The 21,337-nt window shown below is 35.4% G+C and carries 12 protein-coding genes; all 12 read right to left on the reverse strand.

Annotation, left to right across the window (positions count from 1 at the left end; genetic code table 11):
• Positions 1-60: 60 nt before the first annotated feature.
• The 12 genes from OZP12_RS19035 to OZP12_RS19090 all read right to left on the reverse strand — a co-directional run bounded on the left by OZP12_RS19035 (position 61) and on the right by OZP12_RS19090 (position 21,298).
• Positions 61-3,072 (reverse strand): SusC/RagA family TonB-linked outer membrane protein, encoded by a 3,012-nt coding sequence (locus OZP12_RS19035; protein WP_281226658.1) that lies wholly within the window; start codon positions 3,070-3,072, stop codon positions 61-63.
• Positions 3,073-3,375: 303 nt separating this feature from the next.
• Positions 3,376-5,496, reverse strand: coding sequence for an alpha-N-acetylglucosaminidase (locus tag OZP12_RS19040; RefSeq protein ID WP_281226660.1), 2,121 nt, complete (start codon positions 5,494-5,496; stop codon positions 3,376-3,378).
• A gap of 500 nt (positions 5,497-5,996) precedes the next feature.
• Positions 5,997-6,302, reverse strand: a complete 306-nt coding sequence (locus tag OZP12_RS19045; protein WP_281226661.1) for a hypothetical protein — start codon at positions 6,300-6,302, stop codon at positions 5,997-5,999.
• 334 nt (positions 6,303-6,636) lie between these two features.
• Positions 6,637-8,643: a family 2A encapsulin nanocompartment cargo protein cysteine desulfurase gene (locus tag OZP12_RS19050; protein WP_281226662.1), complete on the reverse strand. Its 2,007-nt coding sequence runs from the start codon at positions 8,641-8,643 to the stop codon at positions 6,637-6,639.
• Entirely contained in the window at positions 8,630-9,547 is a 918-nt protein-coding gene (locus OZP12_RS19055; RefSeq protein ID WP_281226664.1) for a family 2A encapsulin nanocompartment shell protein, read from the reverse strand. The genes OZP12_RS19050 and OZP12_RS19055 overlap by 14 nt, the downstream gene beginning before the upstream one ends.
• A 411-nt stretch (positions 9,548-9,958) precedes the next feature.
• Positions 9,959-10,795 carry a leucine-rich repeat domain-containing protein gene (locus OZP12_RS19060; protein WP_281226665.1) on the reverse strand — a complete coding sequence of 279 codons (837 nt, stop codon included), beginning with the start codon at positions 10,793-10,795 and terminating at the stop codon, positions 9,959-9,961.
• A 292-nt stretch (positions 10,796-11,087) separates the two neighbouring features.
• Positions 11,088-11,804, reverse strand: coding sequence for a thioredoxin domain-containing protein (locus tag OZP12_RS19065; RefSeq protein WP_281226666.1), 717 nt, complete (start codon positions 11,802-11,804; stop codon positions 11,088-11,090).
• A 6-nt stretch (positions 11,805-11,810) separates the two neighbouring features.
• On the reverse strand, positions 11,811-12,878 hold the full coding sequence (locus tag OZP12_RS19070) for a sterol desaturase family protein (RefSeq protein WP_281226667.1): 1,068 nt from the start codon (positions 12,876-12,878) through the stop codon (positions 11,811-11,813).
• A 207-nt stretch (positions 12,879-13,085) separates the two neighbouring features.
• Positions 13,086-15,005 carry an arylsulfatase gene (locus OZP12_RS19075; protein ID WP_281226668.1) on the reverse strand — a complete coding sequence of 640 codons (1,920 nt, stop codon included), beginning with the start codon at positions 15,003-15,005 and terminating at the stop codon, positions 13,086-13,088.
• Between the two features lie 19 nt (positions 15,006-15,024).
• On the reverse strand, positions 15,025-16,494 hold the full coding sequence (locus OZP12_RS19080) for a RagB/SusD family nutrient uptake outer membrane protein (RefSeq protein WP_281226669.1): 1,470 nt from the start codon (positions 16,492-16,494) through the stop codon (positions 15,025-15,027).
• A gap of 18 nt (positions 16,495-16,512) precedes the next feature.
• On the reverse strand, positions 16,513-19,632 hold the full coding sequence (locus OZP12_RS19085; protein WP_281226670.1) for a SusC/RagA family TonB-linked outer membrane protein: 3,120 nt from the start codon (positions 19,630-19,632) through the stop codon (positions 16,513-16,515).
• Positions 19,633-20,443: 811 nt separating this feature from the next.
• Entirely contained in the window at positions 20,444-21,298 is an 855-nt protein-coding gene (locus tag OZP12_RS19090) for a leucine-rich repeat domain-containing protein (protein WP_281226671.1), read from the reverse strand.
• Positions 21,299-21,337 lie beyond the last annotated feature (39 nt).

Consider the following 21,337-nt stretch of genomic DNA (forward strand, 5'->3'; position numbering starts at 1 on the left):
TTGTTGGTTTTTATACCAAATTTGTATTAGTGCTCATTTCATAATTTTTCGATTTAATTTTTAGAATATCACGTTCAAACCAAACAAGAAAGTTCTTGTTTTTGGATAAAAGTTACCCGAATCTACACCAGGTGCAGTTCCACCTTGTTCTACTTCAGGGTCAATTCCGGTATATTTGGTAATCACAAACAAATTATTTACAGTCTCATAAAGACGAATCTTTTTGATGTATTTACCAACTGCTCCAAAATTATAACCAAAAGTCATATTATCTAAACGGATATAGCTACCGTCCTCTATAAAACGCGTTGAATATTTATAGGCGTTAAGGTCATTTGGAGATTCATTTGCTGCATCTACGAGAATATTCGAAGACATTGCTGTACCAGGTCTGAATAAATCTGCTCGTGTTGCATTGAAAATTTTATTTCCAAATACTCCACGGAAGAAGATATTCAAATCAAATTTTTTGTATGTGAAATTATTATCCCATCCCATTAAGAATTTAGGTTGTGCACTACCTGCATAGTGATAATCAACACCAATTGCTGGGGTTGTTGTCAAGCTACCATCTTTTGCAACATATTGAGAAACACCCGCTGCATTTTTACCAGCATACTGAAGTGTAAAGAATTGTCCAAGAGGTTTTCCTTCTTTAAAAATTTGTAACGTACTTCCTGTTTGTCCGCCTCCTTCTGGTTGAACTCTACGTATTGAATCCCCTCCAATAAAATATGGGTTTTTCAATTTAGTAATCTCATTTTCGTTATGCGAATAATTCAAAGTAGTTGACCAGCTAAAGTTTTTAGTTTTAATCGGCGTACTGTTCAAAGTAACCTCGATACCTTTATTTGTCATATCACCACCATTGGCAACAATTGTTCCTACTGGTACAAGAACAGGGTTTACAGCATAATTGTAAATCATGTCTGTTGTTTTCTTGTTATACACATCAACAGATCCAGATACTGCTCCTTTTAAGATTGTAAAATCAACACCAATATTTGCAGTAGCTGTTTTTTCCCAGTTCAAATCAGGATTTGCAGCCTGAACAGGTCCGTATGCACCCACTTGTTGTCCGTTATAGTAGAATGTTCCAAGACTTCCTGAGATAAATTGCGCTGTATAAGCGTTGAATCCCGATGAGTTTCCTGTTTCTCCCCAGCTTCCACGAAGTTTTAAATCTGTGAAAATCTTTTGGTTTTGCATAAAACCTTCTTTGTCAATTCTCCAGGCACCACCTACTGAAGGGAAGTATCCCCATTGATTGTTTGATCCAAATACTGATCCACCGTCTCTTCTGATAGATCCTTGCAAAAGGTATTTGTCTTTGTAATTATAGTTCAAACGGGCAAATTCTGAAATCAAACGCTTTTTCTGATACGCTCTACTATCTCCAAAATCTACTTTGTAACCAGAAACTGCACCATAATTTCCTAAAGCAAGGTTATTATAACTAACGTTGTCTACAGGGAAGTTAGTGTTTGTTGCTTGGAATCCATCTCCCAAAACATCTTCTTGCCAAGAATAACCGACAACAGCCTTAATTTTGTGCTCACCAAAAGATCTATCCCAGTTTAAGAAACTTTCAGCAATCGTGTTATTTGTTTGATACGAATTTCTTAAAGCCGATCCGTTCACACCAAAATTCATTAAAGAGTGTACTTGTGGTGGATCTGGGTTATTGTAGAAGTTAGCACTGTTGTATTTTTGATAGTAGCTATCATAAAACTCACCGTGCATTGAATTCAATTGTTGGTAAGAAAGATTTAAGTTGTAAGTAAATCCCCAAGGAAGTTTTAGTTCTGTAGTCAAACTTGCAACTAAGTTATTTGTTTTTGTATCATCATCTGCATGATTCATCAAAGCAACTGGGTTGAAATATCCGGTTTGAATAAAGTTTTCAAAGTACGATCCATCAGGGTTTGTAACAGGAGAAACCGGAAGGTGGTTAATAGCTTGTTGAAGCACCACGTTACGTTGAGGCACATTGTTATAAACACTATTTGAGTTTGTAACGTTCAACCCAATTTTAAGGTTATCATCAAAAGCCATTTGCTCAACTGCTAAGTGTGCAATTACACGTGAAAAGTTATTTCCTTGCAAAACCCCTTCTTTATCGATATAGGTAATACTTCCAAAATAATTTCCATGGTCACCACCTCCACTCATCGAAAGGTTATGGCTCATTGAATTGGCATATTTAGGTCTTAGAATTTCATCTTGCCAATCTGTATTAGCACCTTTGTCATTTTCAGGAGTAAAATTCAAATTATTTTTAGCCAAGAATGATCTTAACTGATTTGAATCCATCATGTCAAGTGAGTTGGAAACTTTTTCAAAACCAAAGTAATTGCTATAATTAATTGTAGTTTTGTCTTTGGCTCCTCTTTTTGTAGTAACCATGATAACCCCATTTGCAGCACGGTTACCGTAGATAGCTGTTGCTGCAGCATCCTTCAATACGTCAACAGTAACAATGTCTTCTGGAGCAATGATCGAAATATCTACACCAGGAATTCCATCAACCACATAAAAAGGTCCTTGAGAACTATTCAATGTTGAAGCTCCACGCAAAACTACCGAAGACTGTTTTGTAGGGTCCCCACTAGCCGAAACGTTCAAACCTGCAACCTTACCTTGTAACAATTGACCAACATCTGCAATTACCCCATTATTCAATTGATCTGCTTTTACAGAAGAAACAGCTGTTGTCAAGTTTTTACGAGATCCTTTACCGTACCCAACTACAACCACTTGTTCTAAGCTTGTAGCAGTAGAAACCAATTTAATTGTATAATTAGATCTTGAACCATCTAATTTAATTCGTTGGTCAACAAACCCCACAAACGAAATTAATAACGCTGCATTTTTATTTGAAACATTAATTTTAAACTTTCCATCAAAGTCTGTAGTAGCGCTATTATTTGTTCCCGTTTCGACTACATTGGCACCAGGCAACGGCATCCCCTTCTCGTCCAAAATCACGCCGGACACTTCTGCTTTTTGCGCCCAACAATTAAATGAGAAGCCGGCAAAAAGGACTAATAATAAAATTTTAAGTTTTTCCATATTATATTAAATTAGTTATTGGTTAATTCTTTAAGCGAAATTAATATTAATGATTTGTTAAAGGAATGGACAGATTATTCATAAACATGGACTTTTTAACTACCCCAGTAATGGCGGGACTTACAAGCCTTTTTTATTCAATATTTTTCAATAAAAAAGATGAATTATCCATCTACAAAAGCTCCAATATTGAATAATTAAGACCATTTTCCTTAAAATCATTATCACTTTTACATAAAAACAAACTAAAAATTTTGATATTGATTTTTATTTTATTCTAAAATTACATACTGAATAATTCCTCTAAAACATTTCGGTGCTTTCACACCATTTGAGCTCCCATTTTTTGATTGATTCTTTAACTTTCAATTCATCAAATGGCTTATTGTTGATTGCCGAATCTCGTTGCGCCTCTAAAAACATCTTCCATCTTGGCCAATAAAATTCTTTATACATACCTTTCCATGATTTAGAAGCATAATCATTCAGATGACCTTCTCCTCCCCACACCGTTATTAATGCTTTTGCATTTTTTAAATACAATTTTGATTCGGTTTCTGAGCTTCCGTAATTCCAAGCCGATTTCAACCAATAATTCAACGTATTATAAGGCTGTCCCGAAATCATAGTGTCAGTATCCAAAGCCAACTTTTCTATTTTTTTAAACAGTTCATCTCCTTTTTCTATATTCTTCGATTTATAAGCAGAAACACATTCTATCAAAAGGTCATCAAGACAAAGCGAGTTATAATGTCTTGAAAAATCTATTAAGTCATAATTATACAGACTGTTTTTATCGAAGTTTTTGGCTTCCTTTTTCAAAATATCCAAAGCGTGTTTTAGTTTTTCTTTGTCACCTGGATTTCCTTTAAAGTCAGTTATTGTTGCAGTTGGCCCTTTAAAAAACAAATAAGCTCCTGCTTTTTCTTTCCACCAGCGCGTTTCCCAATACTTAACATTATATACTGATTCTACTAATAATTGCCAGGCTTGAAAAACTGAAGCTGGAGTTTTTTTACCATATCGGGCCGTCAAATATTGATGCAACCAATCATTTACAGATTCCTTTCCTTGGTTCCAAGGAAGATTATAAATGAATTCATAAACAACTGAGTTGTTATTTAGCCCTTCAGGCATTGCACCATAACCAACAATATTTCCTTTGTTAGAATTTTTCAATAAGCTTGTAAGCTCATTTTTGTAAAAATTCAAATCTCCATAAACAGGATTGGATCCTCCATAATTATGTACATAACCATAAGTCCATTGTTTTCCGTAAAAAGCTTCTTGGTTTTCCCAAACTTTATATCGGTCATTGGCATAATCCTGAATCATCGTTTTGTCGTTTGGCACTTTACTAAGAAAAGCTTTCGTGGCTTCTTTGGTCCAAAATTCTTTATTGTCTCCAAAAAGCCAACCTTGCATCACCCAAGTAGAACCGGGAGAAGCTTCGTTAATAGCCTCATATATTGCTTTCCCATAATCCGATAGTTCGTCATATTTGTGTTCTTCTGAAACTGGCGGTGTTATTTCGTTAAAAGAATCGGCTAAATAAAAGTCTGACTGACCATATAATTTGACATAAATGGCGATAAAACGTTTTCCGATTTCTTTAAACAAAGGGTCTTTAGGATCTAACAAATAAGTGCTTTCAAAACCTCCACCAGACCATGATTTCAATTCCTTGATTTTTGATTCGGGATGTTTCTCAGCAAATGCTTTTGGCACATAACCACTAAAAGCGGGGACAACAGGATGCATTCCTAAATCTCTCATCCGTTGTAATATTTTCTTTTGAATGTCTTCTTTTTTATTTATCCACTCTTGCGGTAACGGTCCTTCCAGACTATTTATATTCCCCATTCTTTGCCAAGGCAAAAATGCCGGTCCCGCAAAATGTGCTTGCAATTGAGTATCCGTCAACCCATATTCTTTCCATAATAATTGCCAAGCAGCTTCTTGCCCTTCAAGTGCTGTTGGCAAATTAATTCCGTGAAATGCCATCCAATCTATTTCTTGTTCCCAGCGTTTCCAGTCCCACCAAGGAGTAGTGTACCCAAAAGTACAGGCATTCAAATACTCTCTATATTTAAAAGGTGTCGATTGCTTTTTAGAATACTTTGGCCATGATTTAGGCAAAACAACTCTGTTTCCTTCCCAACTAACTAAAACAGCTCCTATATCTTTAAGAAAATTATAAGCTGCATAACATATTGCGGTATTTGACGTCGCCTTAATTTTTACTTTATTGGTTGTTGTTTCCACTTCAAACCAATCCGAATTGGTTGCTCCTTTGTTTTCAACAATTTCCAATTCAAATTCATTGGCCCGTTTACCGATAAGCCTTTCAATTACAGCTAATGAGCTTTTTGTTTTTTCATCATTTTTACAATATGCATTAGGTGCTAAAAAAATTAGCATCATAAAAAAAGACATAATACCCAACAAAGAATTGCATCTTTTAATTTCCAAACACTTTCTTCCCATATCGTTCATATATTAATTAAATTATTTACACATATTTAGTCAAAACTCCAATAAAAAAAGGGGAGACTATTTTTAATCTCCCCGAAAACCAAACAAAATCAAACAAAATCAATTGATAAACCAAAATCAATATTTTATAATAAAACACTCTTATATTTTCTTTTACTATTTCGTTACCAGCATTCATAAACATATCTAATACTGAATAAGGTAAAATTATAAATAATGGATTCTCAAATAATGGACACATTATTCAAAACTATAGACAGATTACCCAAATAAAATAGGTAATTAAAAAAATTAAAGGTGAGATTGTACTATTCTCTTGAAAGAACCTAAAAAAAGAAAAAAAATAAAATCAATCTTACCAGATTAATAACAAAAAAGCCTGCTCAAATTCTGAACAGGCTCCTTATAATAGATTGAAAAAATTGTTTTTAAGATCTAAACAATCCTTGTTTATGAGTATTGAATAAAACTAAATCGTAAGGAACTAATTTAGGCGCTACTTTCTCTGAAGAAGCATCAAACGTGATACCGTTGTATTTTCTGAACAAATAAATCTCTTTTAGACAATTTGATAAACTCTGGTGAATTAATGTCGTAAAAGTCGGTAGTTGTTTGTCACCAACCAATAAATCAATTTGATAATTCGAACTACTTTTCGATAAATTATTGCCGATGATTCTTAAAGTGAATGTTGTTGGGATTCCAAATTGTTTCCCTTGATACTGTACGATCATATTATTTGAGGTTTAAATGTGAATTAAAAAATTATAGACTGACTTTCGTTCATTCTTAGTAGATGCCTTTAAAAATAGTAATTTGATATAATTACGACCTTTAAATTATCAGCTCTACAACAAAGCTACTTAATAAAATTGTTTCAAACGACTTTTAAGAATCTAAAATTTTCATAAATTCTAAGGAAGAAAAATGGTTTCCCATGCAAACAAACTGGATATTTTGGACAATAATTATGACGGATTGAGAGTAATTTTATTTAAACGGTACTAATAGCATAGAATTATTAATCTAAGCAAAAACCTCAGGACAAGTCTGAGGTTTTTATTTTTACTATTTATCCTTTTTCAACCGCCAAAGCGTTTCTATAAACACATCTACATCCTGGCAAGTATTATAAAAAGCCAATGAAGGACGAACTGTGGTTTCTACACCCATTCTCCTTAAAATAGGCTGCGCACAATGGTGTCCGGTACGCACAGCAATTCCTTCCTTGTTCAACGCTTTTCCTACCTCATCATTTGTAAAACCGTCCAGTGTAAACGAAAGTACGCTCGCTTTATTGGCCGCTGTACCTATCAATCGGACTCCAGGTATCTGTTTGAGTTGATGGGTAGCATATTCCAACAAATAATGCTCATACTGCCCGATTGCTTCTATCCCAATTTTCAAAATATAATCAATGGCTGCACCAAGACCAATTGCATCGGCAATGTTTCCTGTTCCCGCTTCGAAACGGCTAGGTGCTTTGTGGTATTTGATTTCCTCAAAAGTCACATCCTGAATCATATTCCCACCAGATTGATAAGGTTCCATTTCATTTAATAAATCTTCTTTTCCATATACAACTCCAATACCTGTTGGCCCGAACAATTTATGTCCCGAAAAAACAAGCCAATCGGCATTAAGATAGCGCACATCGACTTTCATGTGCGAAACAGACTGCGCTCCATCCAACAATACTTTGGCACCAACTGCGTGTGCCATATCTACCATTTGTTTAGCAGGTGTAATGGTTCCCAACGCATTTGAAACTTGGGTAACTGCAACCAATTTTGTCTTTGGATTCAATAATTTAGCATATTCATCAAGTAAAATCTGTCCATTGTCATCTACTGGAATCACTCGCAAAACAAGTCCTTTTTTATCGGCTAAACGTTTCCAGGGAACAATATTTGCGTGATGCTCCAAATGACTGACAATTATTTCATCCCCTGCATTCAATTTATGGTTTCCCCAACTTTCAGCCACCAAATTGACTCCCTCGGTTGCTCCGCGCACAAATACAATTTCGTTTACAGAACCGGCATTCAAAAAGGCTCTTACTTTTTCACGGGCGGCCTCGTAAGCATCTGAAGCTCTCGCAGCCAATTCATGCGCTGCGCGGTGAATATTTGAATTTTCATGTTCGTAAAAATAGGCAACACGGTCAATCACTGTCTTTGGTTTTTGGGTAGTCGCAGCATTATCAAACCAAATTAAAGGTTTTCCATTTACAGTTTCACTCAAAATCGGAAAGTCTTTCTTAATTAAATTGGCATCAAAATTTGATCCAACCCATCCTTTTTCTGTTTGATTAGGAATCGAATTAACAGATGAAATTACAGGTTTTTTGGAATCAAAAGCAAACGGATTTTCATCAAGAAAATAATAACTGTTCTTATTATCCAATCCAACAGTATTTGTTTTCAATGGAATCCCAAAATCTTTATTTATCAAATTTAAAGCGGCTTTTAATTCGGCTTCAAAAGAAGCTCCTTCGTGTTCAAATGGTAAGTAAGAGGGCTCTTCTTTATGCTGTAAATTCAAATCTTCAAAACTTGTTTGCGGATTACCCATATCAACATTATTGCCGGTTCCTACTGCAAAAGGCACTTCACCACTTCCCAAGGTATATTGCGAAGTATCGATTCCGTAAAGGTTTTGTTCCAAAAAATTAGAATTTGAACTATTCGAAAATGAATGAGGCGTTTTACCGAAATCTCCCAAATTACCATAAGACCCAACCGATGGAGAAACCCCAAAACCTCCCATAGATTGCGGCGATTTAGGAAAACCCAACGGACTCTCAGGCAAATTTGGAATTCCTGACATTCCATGATCTGCTTGATTCACCAAAGTATCATGGTTACTTACCGGAAAAACAGTTTCAACCTGACCCAAATTACCGGCAGAAAGGAGTGTTTCAGCAATTTTAGTAGCGCGAGGATGTTCATTAGGGTCTGGGCTCAAGGAAATTTCTTTTGGAAATTCATTGGGCAAAGCACTGAACAACTCATTGGCTATGCGCTGTAAATCCTCAATATTCGGTAAACCGGGATTACTATTATTTGTATTCATGATACTTGTCTATTTGTACATCCTCTAGTACCGCAATTGCATCATCAACAGTAATTACCAATGAACAATACAACGATACTAAATAAGAAGCAATGGCTTTCTCATTTATCCCCATAAAACGGACAGATAAACCAGGAGACTGTTCCCCTTGCAATCCGGGCAAAATAAGCCCAATTACACCCTGACGGCTTTCGCCGGTACGCATCAAAATGATTTTGGTTTTCCCATTTTCTATTGGCAATTTATCCGAAGGTATAAGCGGAATACCTCTCCAGGTAAGGAACTGCGAACCAAACAAAGAAGTGGTGGGAGGCGGCACTCCTCGGCGGGTACATTCACGCCCAAAAGCAGCAATGGCCAAAGGATGTAACAAGAAAAAACCTGGTTCTTTCCATACTTTGGTCAACAATTCGTCCATATCATCTGGAGTAGGCGCACCAGTTCTCGTCTTGATAACTTGCGAAGGAGCTACATTGCTCAACAAACCGTAATCTTTATTAATAATCAATTCCCGTTCTTGTCTTTCTTTTATAGTCTCAATTGCAAGGCGCAATTGTTCTGTAATTTGATTATACGGTTTACTATACAAGTCCGATACACGGGTGTGCACATCGACTATCGTTTGCACGGCAGCCAAATTATATTCTCGGGGATTATCTATATAATCGACAAAAGTATTTGGGAGTTCATGTTCATCTCTTCTGGAACAATCAACTTCTATTTGTTTTGCATCCTTTACTTTATTCAAACGATACACTCCTCCTTCAACCGGAACCCAATGCAAAAGATGTGTGAGCCATCTTGGGGTAATGGCAACCATTTGTGGAACTGAACGGGTTGCAATTGCTAACTGTCTTGCGGCTACGTCTCCTAACGCAGTTTGCTGTTTTTTTAATTCTGCCATTGTTTTATCTATTAAGTTATATCTAATACTATTAATCACAAACAAGGTTGATTTAAAGAAACAACGCACATGAATTCGAAAGACCAAATTCCTTTAAACCAAATCAAAAAAGAAAAGAACAAATTCTAAAAAGGAGTAACATTAGCCATTAATCAGAAATAAATTCATGGACAGCACCCCTCAAAAAAGCAACTATTTACGATAAAGATTGTTTAAAAAACACATTATATTTTTCTACTAATTTAGCACAATTATATAACTACCACAATATTAATTATTTAAATAAAAAACGGAAGACTAAAAAAGATTTTAAGAAAACGAAAAACCCTGTAAGCATGACTTTACAGGGTTTTTCTAACTAAATGTATTAAAACAAACAATTTTCAATATTTTGACATTGAAAAGAAATTATCATCCTTTTATAACGGGCAATGAAACAACATTTCCAACTTCATTTCGCATAGTCATATTCAGTTTATCCAATAATGATAATTTGTTGGAAACTTGTCCAGTAAACAAATTATAGGATATATTCATTTTTTTTAAACGGGTCAATTTCTCCAATTCTATTGGAACTTGTCCCTTGAAATCATTGTCAAAAAGATTTAAATTCTCCAGCATAATCAAATTACCTATTGCAGAATTTAACTTACCGGTAAATCTATTTGTATACAAAGATACTGATTTTAAAGATTTTAACTCATAAAAAGATGCAGGCAACTGCCCTTGAAATGAATTTTCATACAATGACAAATTCTCCAACATCGAAAGTTTCCCTATTTGCTGAGGTAACTCACCCGATAAAATATTTCGGTCCAATACTAATGCTTTTAAATTTGGCAACGAACAAACAGAAACCGGAATAAATCCTGTCAATTTATTGAACGAAAGATCCAAAACCTGCAACGATTTCAAATTTCCAATATTTAAAGGAATTTCGCCGTTCAGTAAATTAGTCCCTAAATTCAGTTCTTGCAAATTAAGCAAAGTAGTAATCTCAACAGGAATGCGCCCTGTCAAATTATTGTTTCTCAAGTTTATGGAAACAACTTTGTCGTCTACGATTTTGACTCCATACCATTTCTCCATTGGCTGGGAAATATCCCATTTATTGATCCATTTTTGGCCATTGGTAACCTGGTTTAATTTTATCAAAACATCTTTTTCGGCCTGAGATATTGCGGCAAAAGCAGAAATCGAAAAGAAGACAGTAACAATAAAAAAAAGTAGCGTAATTTTTTTCCTCATTTACTTTGTTTAAAATTTATCATTCCAAAAATAATTAAAAACTCCGTTAATAAACAACAAAAAATCGACAAATTAACTAAAAACACAACTTAATGAATATATATCTTACAAAAAAAAAGCGCAATAGTTTAGAGACTAAACTATTGCGCGAACAAAAAAAAAAACCAAGTAATGGACTAACTAAAAAACCAAACTATCTTTTATATTTCAAACAAAAATTAATTTCCTGTAAACTCAGTGAGTTTTATTTTCCCAGAGTCATTTTTGCAATTATCAAAGTTATTTTCAAATGCTAATTTGAAGCCAAAACCAAATCAACATCTTTTTTCAAATCGCTTAAACCGTCTTTTTTAAAAACGATTTTACCGTTTCTATATAAAATCAATGTTGGAAAAACCTTAACTGTTTTCAAATCGGCAATAACTTGAGGATTTTCTTCCAAATCGATCTCAACAATTTTTATTGTTTCACCATATTGTGTCTTGATGGCTTCCAAAATAGGCTTTACTTTCTTACAGGCTGCACAATATCTGGATCCAATATCAACCAAAACATTATTGTTGTCAGCAATCACTTTTTTGTATTCTCCTAACGATAATTTACTTTTTGAATTCGAATAAAACGGCTTTCCCACTCCTATCCAAGCTGCTATTCCTCCTTCTAAATCATGGACTTCAGTAAAACCATTTTTCAATAATTCTTTTGCTAACAGCCCGCTTCTGTAAGCTCCTATCGAATAAATAAATACAGGTTGTGATTTATCTAATTTTGCGACATATTGAGCATAATTCTTTGTTTCCAAATTAAAATTAACCGCATCATTGATATGATTATTTGCAAACTCTTCAGAACTTCTGGCATCAATTATCTGTGGCTTTTTCTGCTCTTTAATTTTTGCATAAAAGGAATCTATTTGCAATGTAAATAAGTTCTGATTTTGAGCAAAACCAACCATTCCAAAAAATATGACTATTGCCGTGATACTGTTTTTGAATATTTTTCTTCTCATAAGTCTTTAAGATTGAACTGGCTCGTATATATTTTGATTTACTGAAGTAGTTTCTTTCTTCGGAGAAATTGGCAATGCTAAAACTCCATCTGCTAAAGGGCTTCCCTCTTTTTTAGATTTGAATATCGGCCAAAGAAATTGTGCGTACCATTCTTCACTTTTATATGATTTTGTTCCGTATGACTTAGGGAATTTGCGTGTAATCAAGCCAGTGCCAAAAATCACATCCCATATAAAAAACATATTCCCGAAGTTTCCTTTAAAGTATCCAACACCATCACCACTTGTATCCGCATGGTGTGCATGATGCGTGGCCGGAGTCGAAATCAAACGTTCCAAAACCCATGCAATTGGATGTAATACTTTGTATTTATAAAAAGGTTTGTCCCAAGCGATACTGGAATGTGCGCCCAAAGTGATAAAACTCTTTATAACAGTAACAAACAAAGCAGGCAATCCTAAGCCTAAATAAGTCAATGTAGCGGTCAAATAAATTTGGGAGAAAAACACGGTATAAATAAAGTTTTGTCTCGAAGCCATAGCCATTCCCATATATGGAGCTGAGTGATGCGTTCTATGAAAACGCCACAGAAAAGGTACTTGATGATGCAAGCGATGGTACCAATACTGCGTTAAATCATCGGCAATGGCAATCAGGAAAAAGCCTCCCCAAAACGGAACCCACGAAAGCGTATTTTCCAAACTTGGAATTAAATAAGGTAATGCAGTCAAGCTAAAAAAAGCAATTACGGGAGGCAAAAGCAATTTTGGAGCCAAAAAACAAATGATATCAATTTTGCGTTCTGTTCCTGTCCATTGGTCATCATATAAACCAGCAGCAAATTCGATTGCTCCTAAAACAAGCATAAAAACGATTAATCCCCAAGTTCGGATATTTTGGAATGCAGGTTTCACAAATTCCAAAAACGATGGCAAAACCAAATGTGATTCTGTCACATCCCCATTGCTTATCTTAAAATAAAGGTAGATTGCCAGTACCGGCAAACTGTATATCAAAAGACTAATGCTCAAGTCTTTTGTTAGTTTTCTTTTTAAATTTTGATCTAATGCCATGATTTTTTATTTTAAAATATAACTTACCAATGTTAACCCTCCGCCCAAAATAGCCAGCGGAACTAAAAAAACTATTGCCCCAACGACAATCTTTTTCCCTATTGTTTGAAAATCTATCAACTTCATAACTCTATCATTTTTAAAATTTAGTAAAGAATCAGGTCTTTTAAACTTTTACAAAAAAGACCTGAATTCCAGATTCTTTGATTAATTGCTACTTCCGGATTGTGCTCCTTTATGAATCAACTCCTGAAGATTTTGGTTTTTATCCCCACTAGCATTATGTATTTTTCTACCCAACACATCTTGCCAATCAATTAGTGGATACAAATTGTTCTCTTTGGCTTGCTCATCAAATAACTTTTTAAGCTCAGCCAATTTTTCAGGATACTTTTGAGCCAAATTAACACGCTCGTTAAAATCTTCGTTTAAGTTGTACAATTCCCAAACATCGGTATCAAAATTGGTTTGTTTTGGAGCTTCACCTTTACCTATCGAACTTTTCAAAGCAAATGAATCCGGAAGATGAGCTGCACCCGCTTTCCAGCCATCTTTGTAAATCGCTCTGTTTCCAAAAATATAATAGTACTGTACTTTGTGTAACGATTCGGCTTTAGGATCATTCAACGAAGCATACAAAGAAGACCCTTGAATTTTATCCTGCTTAATTTCTTTGATAGTTTCAGGCGCTTTGATCCCCACAATATCCAAAGTAGTAGGAAGAATGTCTGTTACATGGCTGTATTGGTTTCTGATTCCTCCTTTTTCTTTAATTCCTTTTGGATAATGAATAATCAACGGATTACGGGTTCCTCCTTCGGACTGAGCATCTTGTTTCCAATTTTTAAAGGGTGCATTGGTCGCTTGTGCCCAACCTAATGGATAATTTGTATTTAATCCTTTTGGTGTACCAATTTCTCCAATGTTCGCTAAATTAGCCTGAAGATTTTCTTCGTCTGATGTCCCTTTGGCAAAAAGATTTTGACTAATTGTACCCTGAGTAGTCCCTTCTTTACTTGCGCCATTATCCCCGATGGCTAAAAAAATCAAGGTATTATCCAGTTGATTGCTTTCTTTTAGATAATTAACAACTCTTCCTATTTCGTGGTCGGTGTAAGTAAGATATCCGGCATAGACTTCCATGAATCGGGCATACACTTTCTTTTGATCTGGAGTCAATTTTTTCCAATCGGCAATGAGCGGATTACGTTCAGGCAATACCGCATTGGCAGGAATCACACCCAATTTCTTTTGGTTTGCCAAAACTTTTTCACGATAAACATCCCAACCTTCGTCAAATTTCCCTCTGTATTGATCACTCCATTCTTGTGCCACTTGATGCGGAGCATGAACGGCTCCCGGTGCATAGTATAAAAAGAAAGGTTTTCCAGGAGCTGCTTTTTGTTGTTTTTGGATATAACTAATGGCTTTGTCTGTAATTTGATCCGTTAAATGTCGTCCGTCTGGTTTTACGTGTGCTTGATCTTCCACCAAATCAGGATTGTATTGATCGGTTTGAGAACCTAAGAAACCAAAGAAATGATCAAAACCTTTACCGGTTGGCCAACGGTCAAATGGACCAGCATCTGTAGCGTCCTCATCAGGAGCTACACCGTATTTACCAACAGCAAAAGTGTTATACCCATTCTCTCTCAAAATCTCTGCAACTGTTCCTTTATCTGACGGAATTTTTCCATCCCAACCCGGAAAACCAGCCGAAAGAACCGTGTGAGAGAAACCGCTAACATGAACTTTCCCTGAATTTCTTCCTGTTAAAAGTGCCGCACGGGTTGGCGCGCAAATTGCTGTGGTGTGAAAATTAGTATATCGAAGCCCATTATTTGCCAAAGCATCAAAAGTTGGTGTTTGTATCAAACCTCCAAAAGCACTTGAAGCTCCAAATCCTACATCGTCCAATAAAATCCAAACGATATTAGGAGCACCAGCTGGCGCTTTTACAGGTTCCGGCCAATATTCTTTTGAATCAGCCAATGTTTTACCGATAACGCCTTTGTAATTTGCGTCCGGTTTGTTTTGGGCAAAGCCAAATTGTGCTACAAGCAAGGCAATAGCCAACAGCCCTTTTTGTGGGGTTTTCAACTTTAAATTGATTTTTAAATTTTTCATTTTTTTATAATTTTATCGATTAATAACCTGGATTTTGTGGTAACCCAACAGGGTCTATGTTTCGTTCACTTTGCGGAATTGGATACAAATTGTTTCGCTCTGAAACTGAGTTTTTGGCAGTTACTTTTTTCACTTCGGTTACCAAAGTTCCCCAACGAACCAAATCAAACCATCTTTGCCCTTCCTGAACAAATTCTTTTTTTCGTTCTTCGCGTATGGCATCTCTTAACTGTGCAGTTGTAAGTCCTACTAAATCTACAGTCACATCAGGAGTCGTAATTGGTTTTCCAAAAGCCCTTCTTCTTACTTGATTTACGTATTCAAAAGCTTCTGCAGTTGGTCCGCTTTGTTCATTGGTCGCTTCCGCAAATGACAAAAGGATATCCGCATAACGAATCAATGGGAAATTAATAGCTACATTAGAAGGATTTGCTAAATTGGTTTCATCAAGATATTTACTGAAAATTGGCTTTGGAAAAGTATAAAGCGTTCCGGTTGCCGGATTCAATAATTGTTTTTTGTAACTCACATCCCTTCTCGTATCTCCAGCAGCATAAATATCATAGAACAAAGCCACATCCGATATAATGTCTGCAGGTTCTGTTGCAGTAAATCCGGTAAAAGAAGTCGCTTGAAAAGTACTTCCGCTGGAACCATTACCTGCTTGATTTGGTTCAAACTGAACAGAAAAAATATGTTCTTTTCCGTTCTTTTTGGCTTTATTAAATATGTCGGCAAAATTTTCGAAAAGTGCATATCCATAACCTCCGTTAATTACTTCTTTGGCTTTAAGGATCGTATTTGGCCAATCTTTTCTGGTCAAATATACTTTTGCCAAAATCGCTTTTGCAGCGCCCGAAGTAGCACGTCCGGCATCTGACGAAGCATAAGTAGAAGGCAAACTTTCTGCTGCTGTTAAATCCGAAATAATCTGCGCGTAAACCTCTTCAACAGTTGCTCTTCTTGATTTTAAACTCTCCAATTGAATAGAAGTTGGTTCATGCAAAACGATTGGAACTCCTCCCCAAAGGCGAACCGCCTGAAAGTATAGCAAACCTCTGATGAATTTGGCTTCATTAATCAATCTCGTTTTTATAACTTCTGAACCACTTGCTCTTGGAATATTATCAATAGCCACGTTGGCTCTGTTAATACCGTTGTATATTTGGCGCCAAGCCACTTGCACACGATCAGATGTGGCATCATGAGTCAAACTACTCAAAGCCCTTACCTGAGGATTCGTAGCCGATACTCCAGCCGCTGCATAATCGGAAGCCATGTCAGTGAGAAAATATAGGTTTCTTCCAAAAAGGCTTTGCTCTCCCGGATCGATGCTCAATGAGGCGTAAACTGCGGTTACACTTGCAACAGCATCATCTTGTGTCTGAAAGAAATTTTCTTCGGTTATAAAGGAGGTAGGTGTTACCTCCAGATCAGTGCACGACACCAATATCGTAGCACTTAATAATATTGTTATTATCTTCTTCATCGCTTAATATATTTTTACTTAAAAAGTTACGTTCACGCCCGAGATGAATGTTTTGGAATTTGGATAAGACCCAAAATCAATTCCGGGGTATAAATTATTTTGTTCATAAGAACTTACCTCTGGATCATAACCTGTGTATTTTGTCCAGGTCACCAGATTTTCGGCAGATACATAAAATTTAACGCTTTGGGTTCCCAGTTTTTTGGAAACACTCTTAGGTAATGTGTATCCAAAAGTGATTAGTTTCAGTCTCAGGAAAGAAGCATCTTCCACATAACGTTCTGAAACAATTCCCAACGGAGAACTTGATGCTCTAGGGATTTCATTACTTGGGTTTGTAGGTGTCCAACGATCCAATAATGTTGTAGCGGCATTTGTTCCAAGAGTAGAGATTTCCAACTGCTGATTCAAAGCATTGAATATTTTTCCTCCATAAGACCCTTGGAAAGAAAATTGCAAATCGAAGTTTTTATAAATAAGGGTGTTGCTAAAACTTCCAACAAATTTTGGTTGAGAGCTTCCAAGATTACCTTTGTCAAGAGATGTAATAACTCCATCTCCATTAGTATCCACATATTTTCTGTCACCTACTTTTGTATTGGTAAGACTGTTTATTTTAGGTTGCGTATTCACTTCTTCCTGAGTTTGGAAAATACCATTGGTTTGGTATCCCCAGAAAGTTCCCAAAGGCAATCCTACTTTTACCGTTACAGGTTGTTGCTGTAGCAAAGAACCATTTGGAACTACTGGAAAGAATTGGTCAACCCCATTTCCAATTTCGACTACTTTGTTTCTATTTAACGAAAACACAAAATTTGAATTCCATGAAAAGTTTTCAGTTTTTAGGTTTTCGGTATTTAAACCAATTTCGATACCCTTATTTTCAACTCCTCCAATATTCTGAAGAACTGTGGAATATCCCGAAGTCAACAGAATAGGCACATTTATAAGCAAATCATTTGTTCTTTTGTAATAAGCGTCAAAAACAAAATTGATTTTTCTGTCCAAAAGCGATAAGTCCAAACCAACATTGTATTGCGTTGTTTTTTCCCATTTCAAATCTGGATTTGCCAAACGTGTTGGTGCCAATCCCGTTTGTATAGCACCACCAAAAGAATAATTTACCGAACCGATAGAAGCCAAAGAAAGGTAATTTCCAATTTCCTGATTTCCGGTTGTTCCAACACTCAATCTAAGTTTTGCTTCATCAACTCCTTTAAGATCTTTGGCAAAATCTTCTTCGGTAATATTCCAGGAAAAACCTGCTGAAGGGAAATAACCCCAAAGCGACTCCGAGCCAAATCTTGAAGAACCGTCTGCACGTGCCGATACAGTAAGATTGTATTTTCCATCATAAGAATAATTCACTCTGGCCAACCACGATTTCAATACACTTTCGAATGCATCACTATACGGTTTTACAGCTGTTCCGTCCTGCAAAGCATTGTAAGTAACAGCATCATTTACAAAATAATTAGCTCCTGCATTAACCACTTCGCCTTGTGTATATTGAAGCGTGTATCCCGCCAAAGCCGAAAACTTGTGGTTTTCTCCAAAGTGGGTATTGTAATTTATGGTATTTTCATTCAAAACTGAACTTACTAATCGATCACCAACTGAAGCTAAACCTTTGGTTCCTGCCCCAGTTCCTGTAGTAGATGGAGCGTAGTAATTTTGTTTGGTATTAATCACATCCCCGCTCACGGAAACCTTAGCAGTGATTTCTTTGTTTATTTTGTATTCACCAAACAAACTGGTCAGAATTCTATTGATTTTAGTTTCATTTGTGGTGTTTTCCAAATCATTAATTGGATTAGCAATTATTCCGTTAACCGCTGTTGCATAAGGATTATTGCTTAGGTTATAAGAACCGTCAGTATTATAAATAGGAACCACCAGAGGTTGATACACAACAGCAACTAATGGATTAGGGTTTCTTCCTCCGCTATTATTCCCAATACCGTTTGAAATAGAATTACTGTAATTGGCATTTACACCAAATTTGAATTTTTGGGAATAGTTTCTCTCGTAATTGGCACGAAGCGAAATTCTTTTGAAATCTGTTGCAATTACAACTCCGTCCTGATCAAAATAACCAGCAGAAACTGCATATCTGGAACGATCATCACCACCGGAAAATGTTAGTTGATGATTTTGAACCGGAGCAGTTCTAAAAGCAGCTGACTGCCAATCGTAATCTCCCGAAGTTTTTAAAGCTTCTATTTGTGCGGCTGAAAAAGAAGGAGCCTGACCTATACTCGCCTGAACGTCATTACGCAAACTTGCCCATTGTGAAGCATTAAGCAAATCAAGTTTTTTAGAAACAGACTGTACTCCAAAATATCCTTGATATGAAATGGTATCCAAGCCTTTGGTCCCTTTTTTGGTCGTAATTAACACTACTCCATTAGCTCCACGAGATCCATAAATTGCTGTTGCCGATGCGTCTTTCAACACTTCTATCGACTCAATATCTCCCGGACTGATCGTTGACAGTACGTTAACTCCTGCCCCAGCGTTGGTAACACCTGCAGTGCCATTATTATTGTCATTGTAAATTAATACTCCATCTACAACATAAAGTGGTTCATTACCCGCAGTAATTGAATTCCCTCCTCTAATTCGAACACTGGAAGTTGCTCCCGGTCGTCCTGAACTTTGAGTAACCACAACACCAGGCACAGCCCCTCTCAATAAGTTATCTGCTGATGAAGTTACTTGATTTAAATTTCCTTTGGGAACAGAAGCTATTGCTCCGGTAATATCTTTTCTTTTTTGAGAACCATATCCTACAACAACTAACCCATTAAGTTCTTGAAGGTCTTCTTCTAAATTGATAATAACCGGACTTCCGTCAGCAATATATTCGATTTTTTTATAGCCAACATAGGTTACGACTAAGGTATAAGGAAATTTTTGACCTGTTTGAAAATAAAATTTACCTTCTGAATCAGTCACCACTGCGTGGGTAGTTCCTTTAATAGTTACTGTAGCGCCGGCAACAGGCAAATTCGTTATTTTATTAACCACTGTTCCGTCAAGTTTCGATTGAATGAGCGGTTTTGTATTTTGGGCGTAAATTCCAATTGAAATTAGAAAAATGCCGAGCCATAAAAGATTATATAATATTTTTTTCATTACTTTGTTTTGGTTTAATAAATAAGGAGCTTGAAAACTGATGAAAATCAATTTTCTCTTTCCGTTTAACGATAACATTTTTTTAAGCCTGCCATTTCTGTTGCCGCAGAAATGGCTTTTTTTTTATTTACAACAACGCATTCGCTTTTTCATTTCTATTACTTTTTAATTAGTATTAATATTTAAAATTGATATTATTTTGAAAAAATCACATACCAGACTGGCTAAATAATTTATTCGAAGTGAATGAATTATTTTAAAACTAATCATTAAAAATAGTGAATGGTATGTATTGAAGATATTAACAGCAACACATTCGACGAAGAATGTCGAATGAGAAAGATCCTTGCATGATCAAAAAAAAGGTGGTTTTGATTGTCTTCAAAATTTTAGTTTTAGTGTTTCTATCGTTTTTTAAACTCTACTATTTCTATAGACAAATTTAAGTTAAAAAAACTAACTGCCAAAAAAATTTGCAATTATTTGCTAAAAAATTGTTAATCGGTATAAAATTAAAATCCTTAATGAAGAACCAAAATAAATATAAAAAACTGATAATGAGTATTTTAAAAAAACATCAGATACTCTTTTTCTAAATTTAAATAAAATAGGCTATTGGCTGAATTTAATTTCCAAACATCAATTTGAGCCAAAACAAATGCCCAATATGGTCACGATAGTTACTTATTTAGCCAATAAATCGACTACAAACCAATGAAACATAAAGAAAGTGCAATGATTTAAGAACTAAACCATTGCACTCGCAAACATCCCCCAAATAAATCCTAACTAACTAAACTTATTTTTAAATTTATTCATCAGCAGCCAAAATACCTTTTGCATTATTGGTCACTTGCAGTTGGTAAGCAATTCCAGATTCACTTTTCATCGTAAGATCAAAGTCATCTTTCTCAGCCAAAACTTTGGGCACCGTACCTGAAAATGAATTATAAGATAAATTAATATTTCTCAGATTATCCAATTTAGCAAGAGCTAATGGTATTTGTCCATCCATTTTATTATCAAACAAACTTAGATTTTGCAATTCTTTCAAATTTTGCACATTCCAACTTATGTGGCCGGAGAAGTTATTACTACTCAACATCAACTCTTTTAAATTCTTCAATTCATATAAAGTTGTTGGAAGTTCTCCAGACAATCCATTATTAAATAAAGAGACAACCTCCAATTCCTTTAAATTCCCAATTTGTTTTGGCAATTCACCAGAAAGCTGATTCATGAACAGGATCAAAGAATTTAAATGTGTTAATTCACAAATTGAATTTGGAATTGCACCTGTCAATTTATTAAACGAAAGATTTAGCTCTTTTAAATTCTTCAAGTTTCCAATATTTTCGGGTATTTTCCCCGATATTTGATTTTTGAATAAATTCAATTCTTCCAAATTTTTTAAATTCGTAATTTCGACAGGCAAAGTTCCCACCAAATTATTATTAGAAAGATTGATTCCCACTACATGATCATTTTTAATTGTAACGCCATACCAAGTAGAAATCGGAGCTTTTAAATCCCATTTGTTATCCCAATTGTTGCCATTTGTGGCTTGGTACAATTTTATCAAACAATTTTTTTCAGAATTTGGAATATTTGCCAATAATGAAGTTGAAAAGGCAAAAATAAGAAGTAATGTAACTATATTTTTCATCATCAATATTTTTACAATTAGCATATTAAAAATAATACC

The sequence above is a fragment of the Flavobacterium aquiphilum genome, assembly GCF_027111335.1.
GTDB lineage: Bacteria > Bacteroidota > Bacteroidia > Flavobacteriales > Flavobacteriaceae > Flavobacterium > Flavobacterium aquiphilum.

Excerpts from the sequence above, each read along its gene's own strand:
- OZP12_RS19080 (WP_281226669.1), bottom strand. The coding sequence starts at position 16,494 with ATGAAGAAGATAATAACAATATTATTAAGTGCTACGATATTGGTGTCG.
- OZP12_RS19050 (WP_281226662.1), bottom strand. The coding sequence starts at position 8,643 with ATGAATACAAATAATAGTAATCCCGGTTTACCGAATATTGAGGATTTA.
- OZP12_RS19040 (WP_281226660.1), bottom strand. The coding sequence starts at position 5,496 with ATGATGCTAATTTTTTTAGCACCTAATGCATATTGTAAAAATGATGAA.
- OZP12_RS19055 (WP_281226664.1), bottom strand. The coding sequence starts at position 9,547 with ATGGCAGAATTAAAAAAACAGCAAACTGCGTTAGGAGACGTAGCCGCA.
- OZP12_RS19045 (WP_281226661.1), bottom strand. The coding sequence starts at position 6,302 with ATGATCGTACAGTATCAAGGGAAACAATTTGGAATCCCAACAACATTC.
- OZP12_RS19070 (WP_281226667.1), bottom strand. The coding sequence starts at position 12,878 with ATGGCATTAGATCAAAATTTAAAAAGAAAACTAACAAAAGACTTGAGC.
- OZP12_RS19035 (WP_281226658.1), bottom strand. The coding sequence starts at position 3,072 with ATGGAAAAACTTAAAATTTTATTATTAGTCCTTTTTGCCGGCTTCTCA.
- OZP12_RS19065 (WP_281226666.1), bottom strand. The coding sequence starts at position 11,804 with ATGAGAAGAAAAATATTCAAAAACAGTATCACGGCAATAGTCATATTT.
- OZP12_RS19090 (WP_281226671.1), bottom strand. The coding sequence starts at position 21,298 with ATGAAAAATATAGTTACATTACTTCTTATTTTTGCCTTTTCAACTTCA.
- OZP12_RS19060 (WP_281226665.1), bottom strand. The coding sequence starts at position 10,795 with ATGAGGAAAAAAATTACGCTACTTTTTTTTATTGTTACTGTCTTCTTT.
- OZP12_RS19075 (WP_281226668.1), bottom strand. The coding sequence starts at position 15,005 with ATGAAAAATTTAAAAATCAATTTAAAGTTGAAAACCCCACAAAAAGGG.
- OZP12_RS19085 (WP_281226670.1), bottom strand. The coding sequence starts at position 19,632 with ATGAAAAAAATATTATATAATCTTTTATGGCTCGGCATTTTTCTAATT.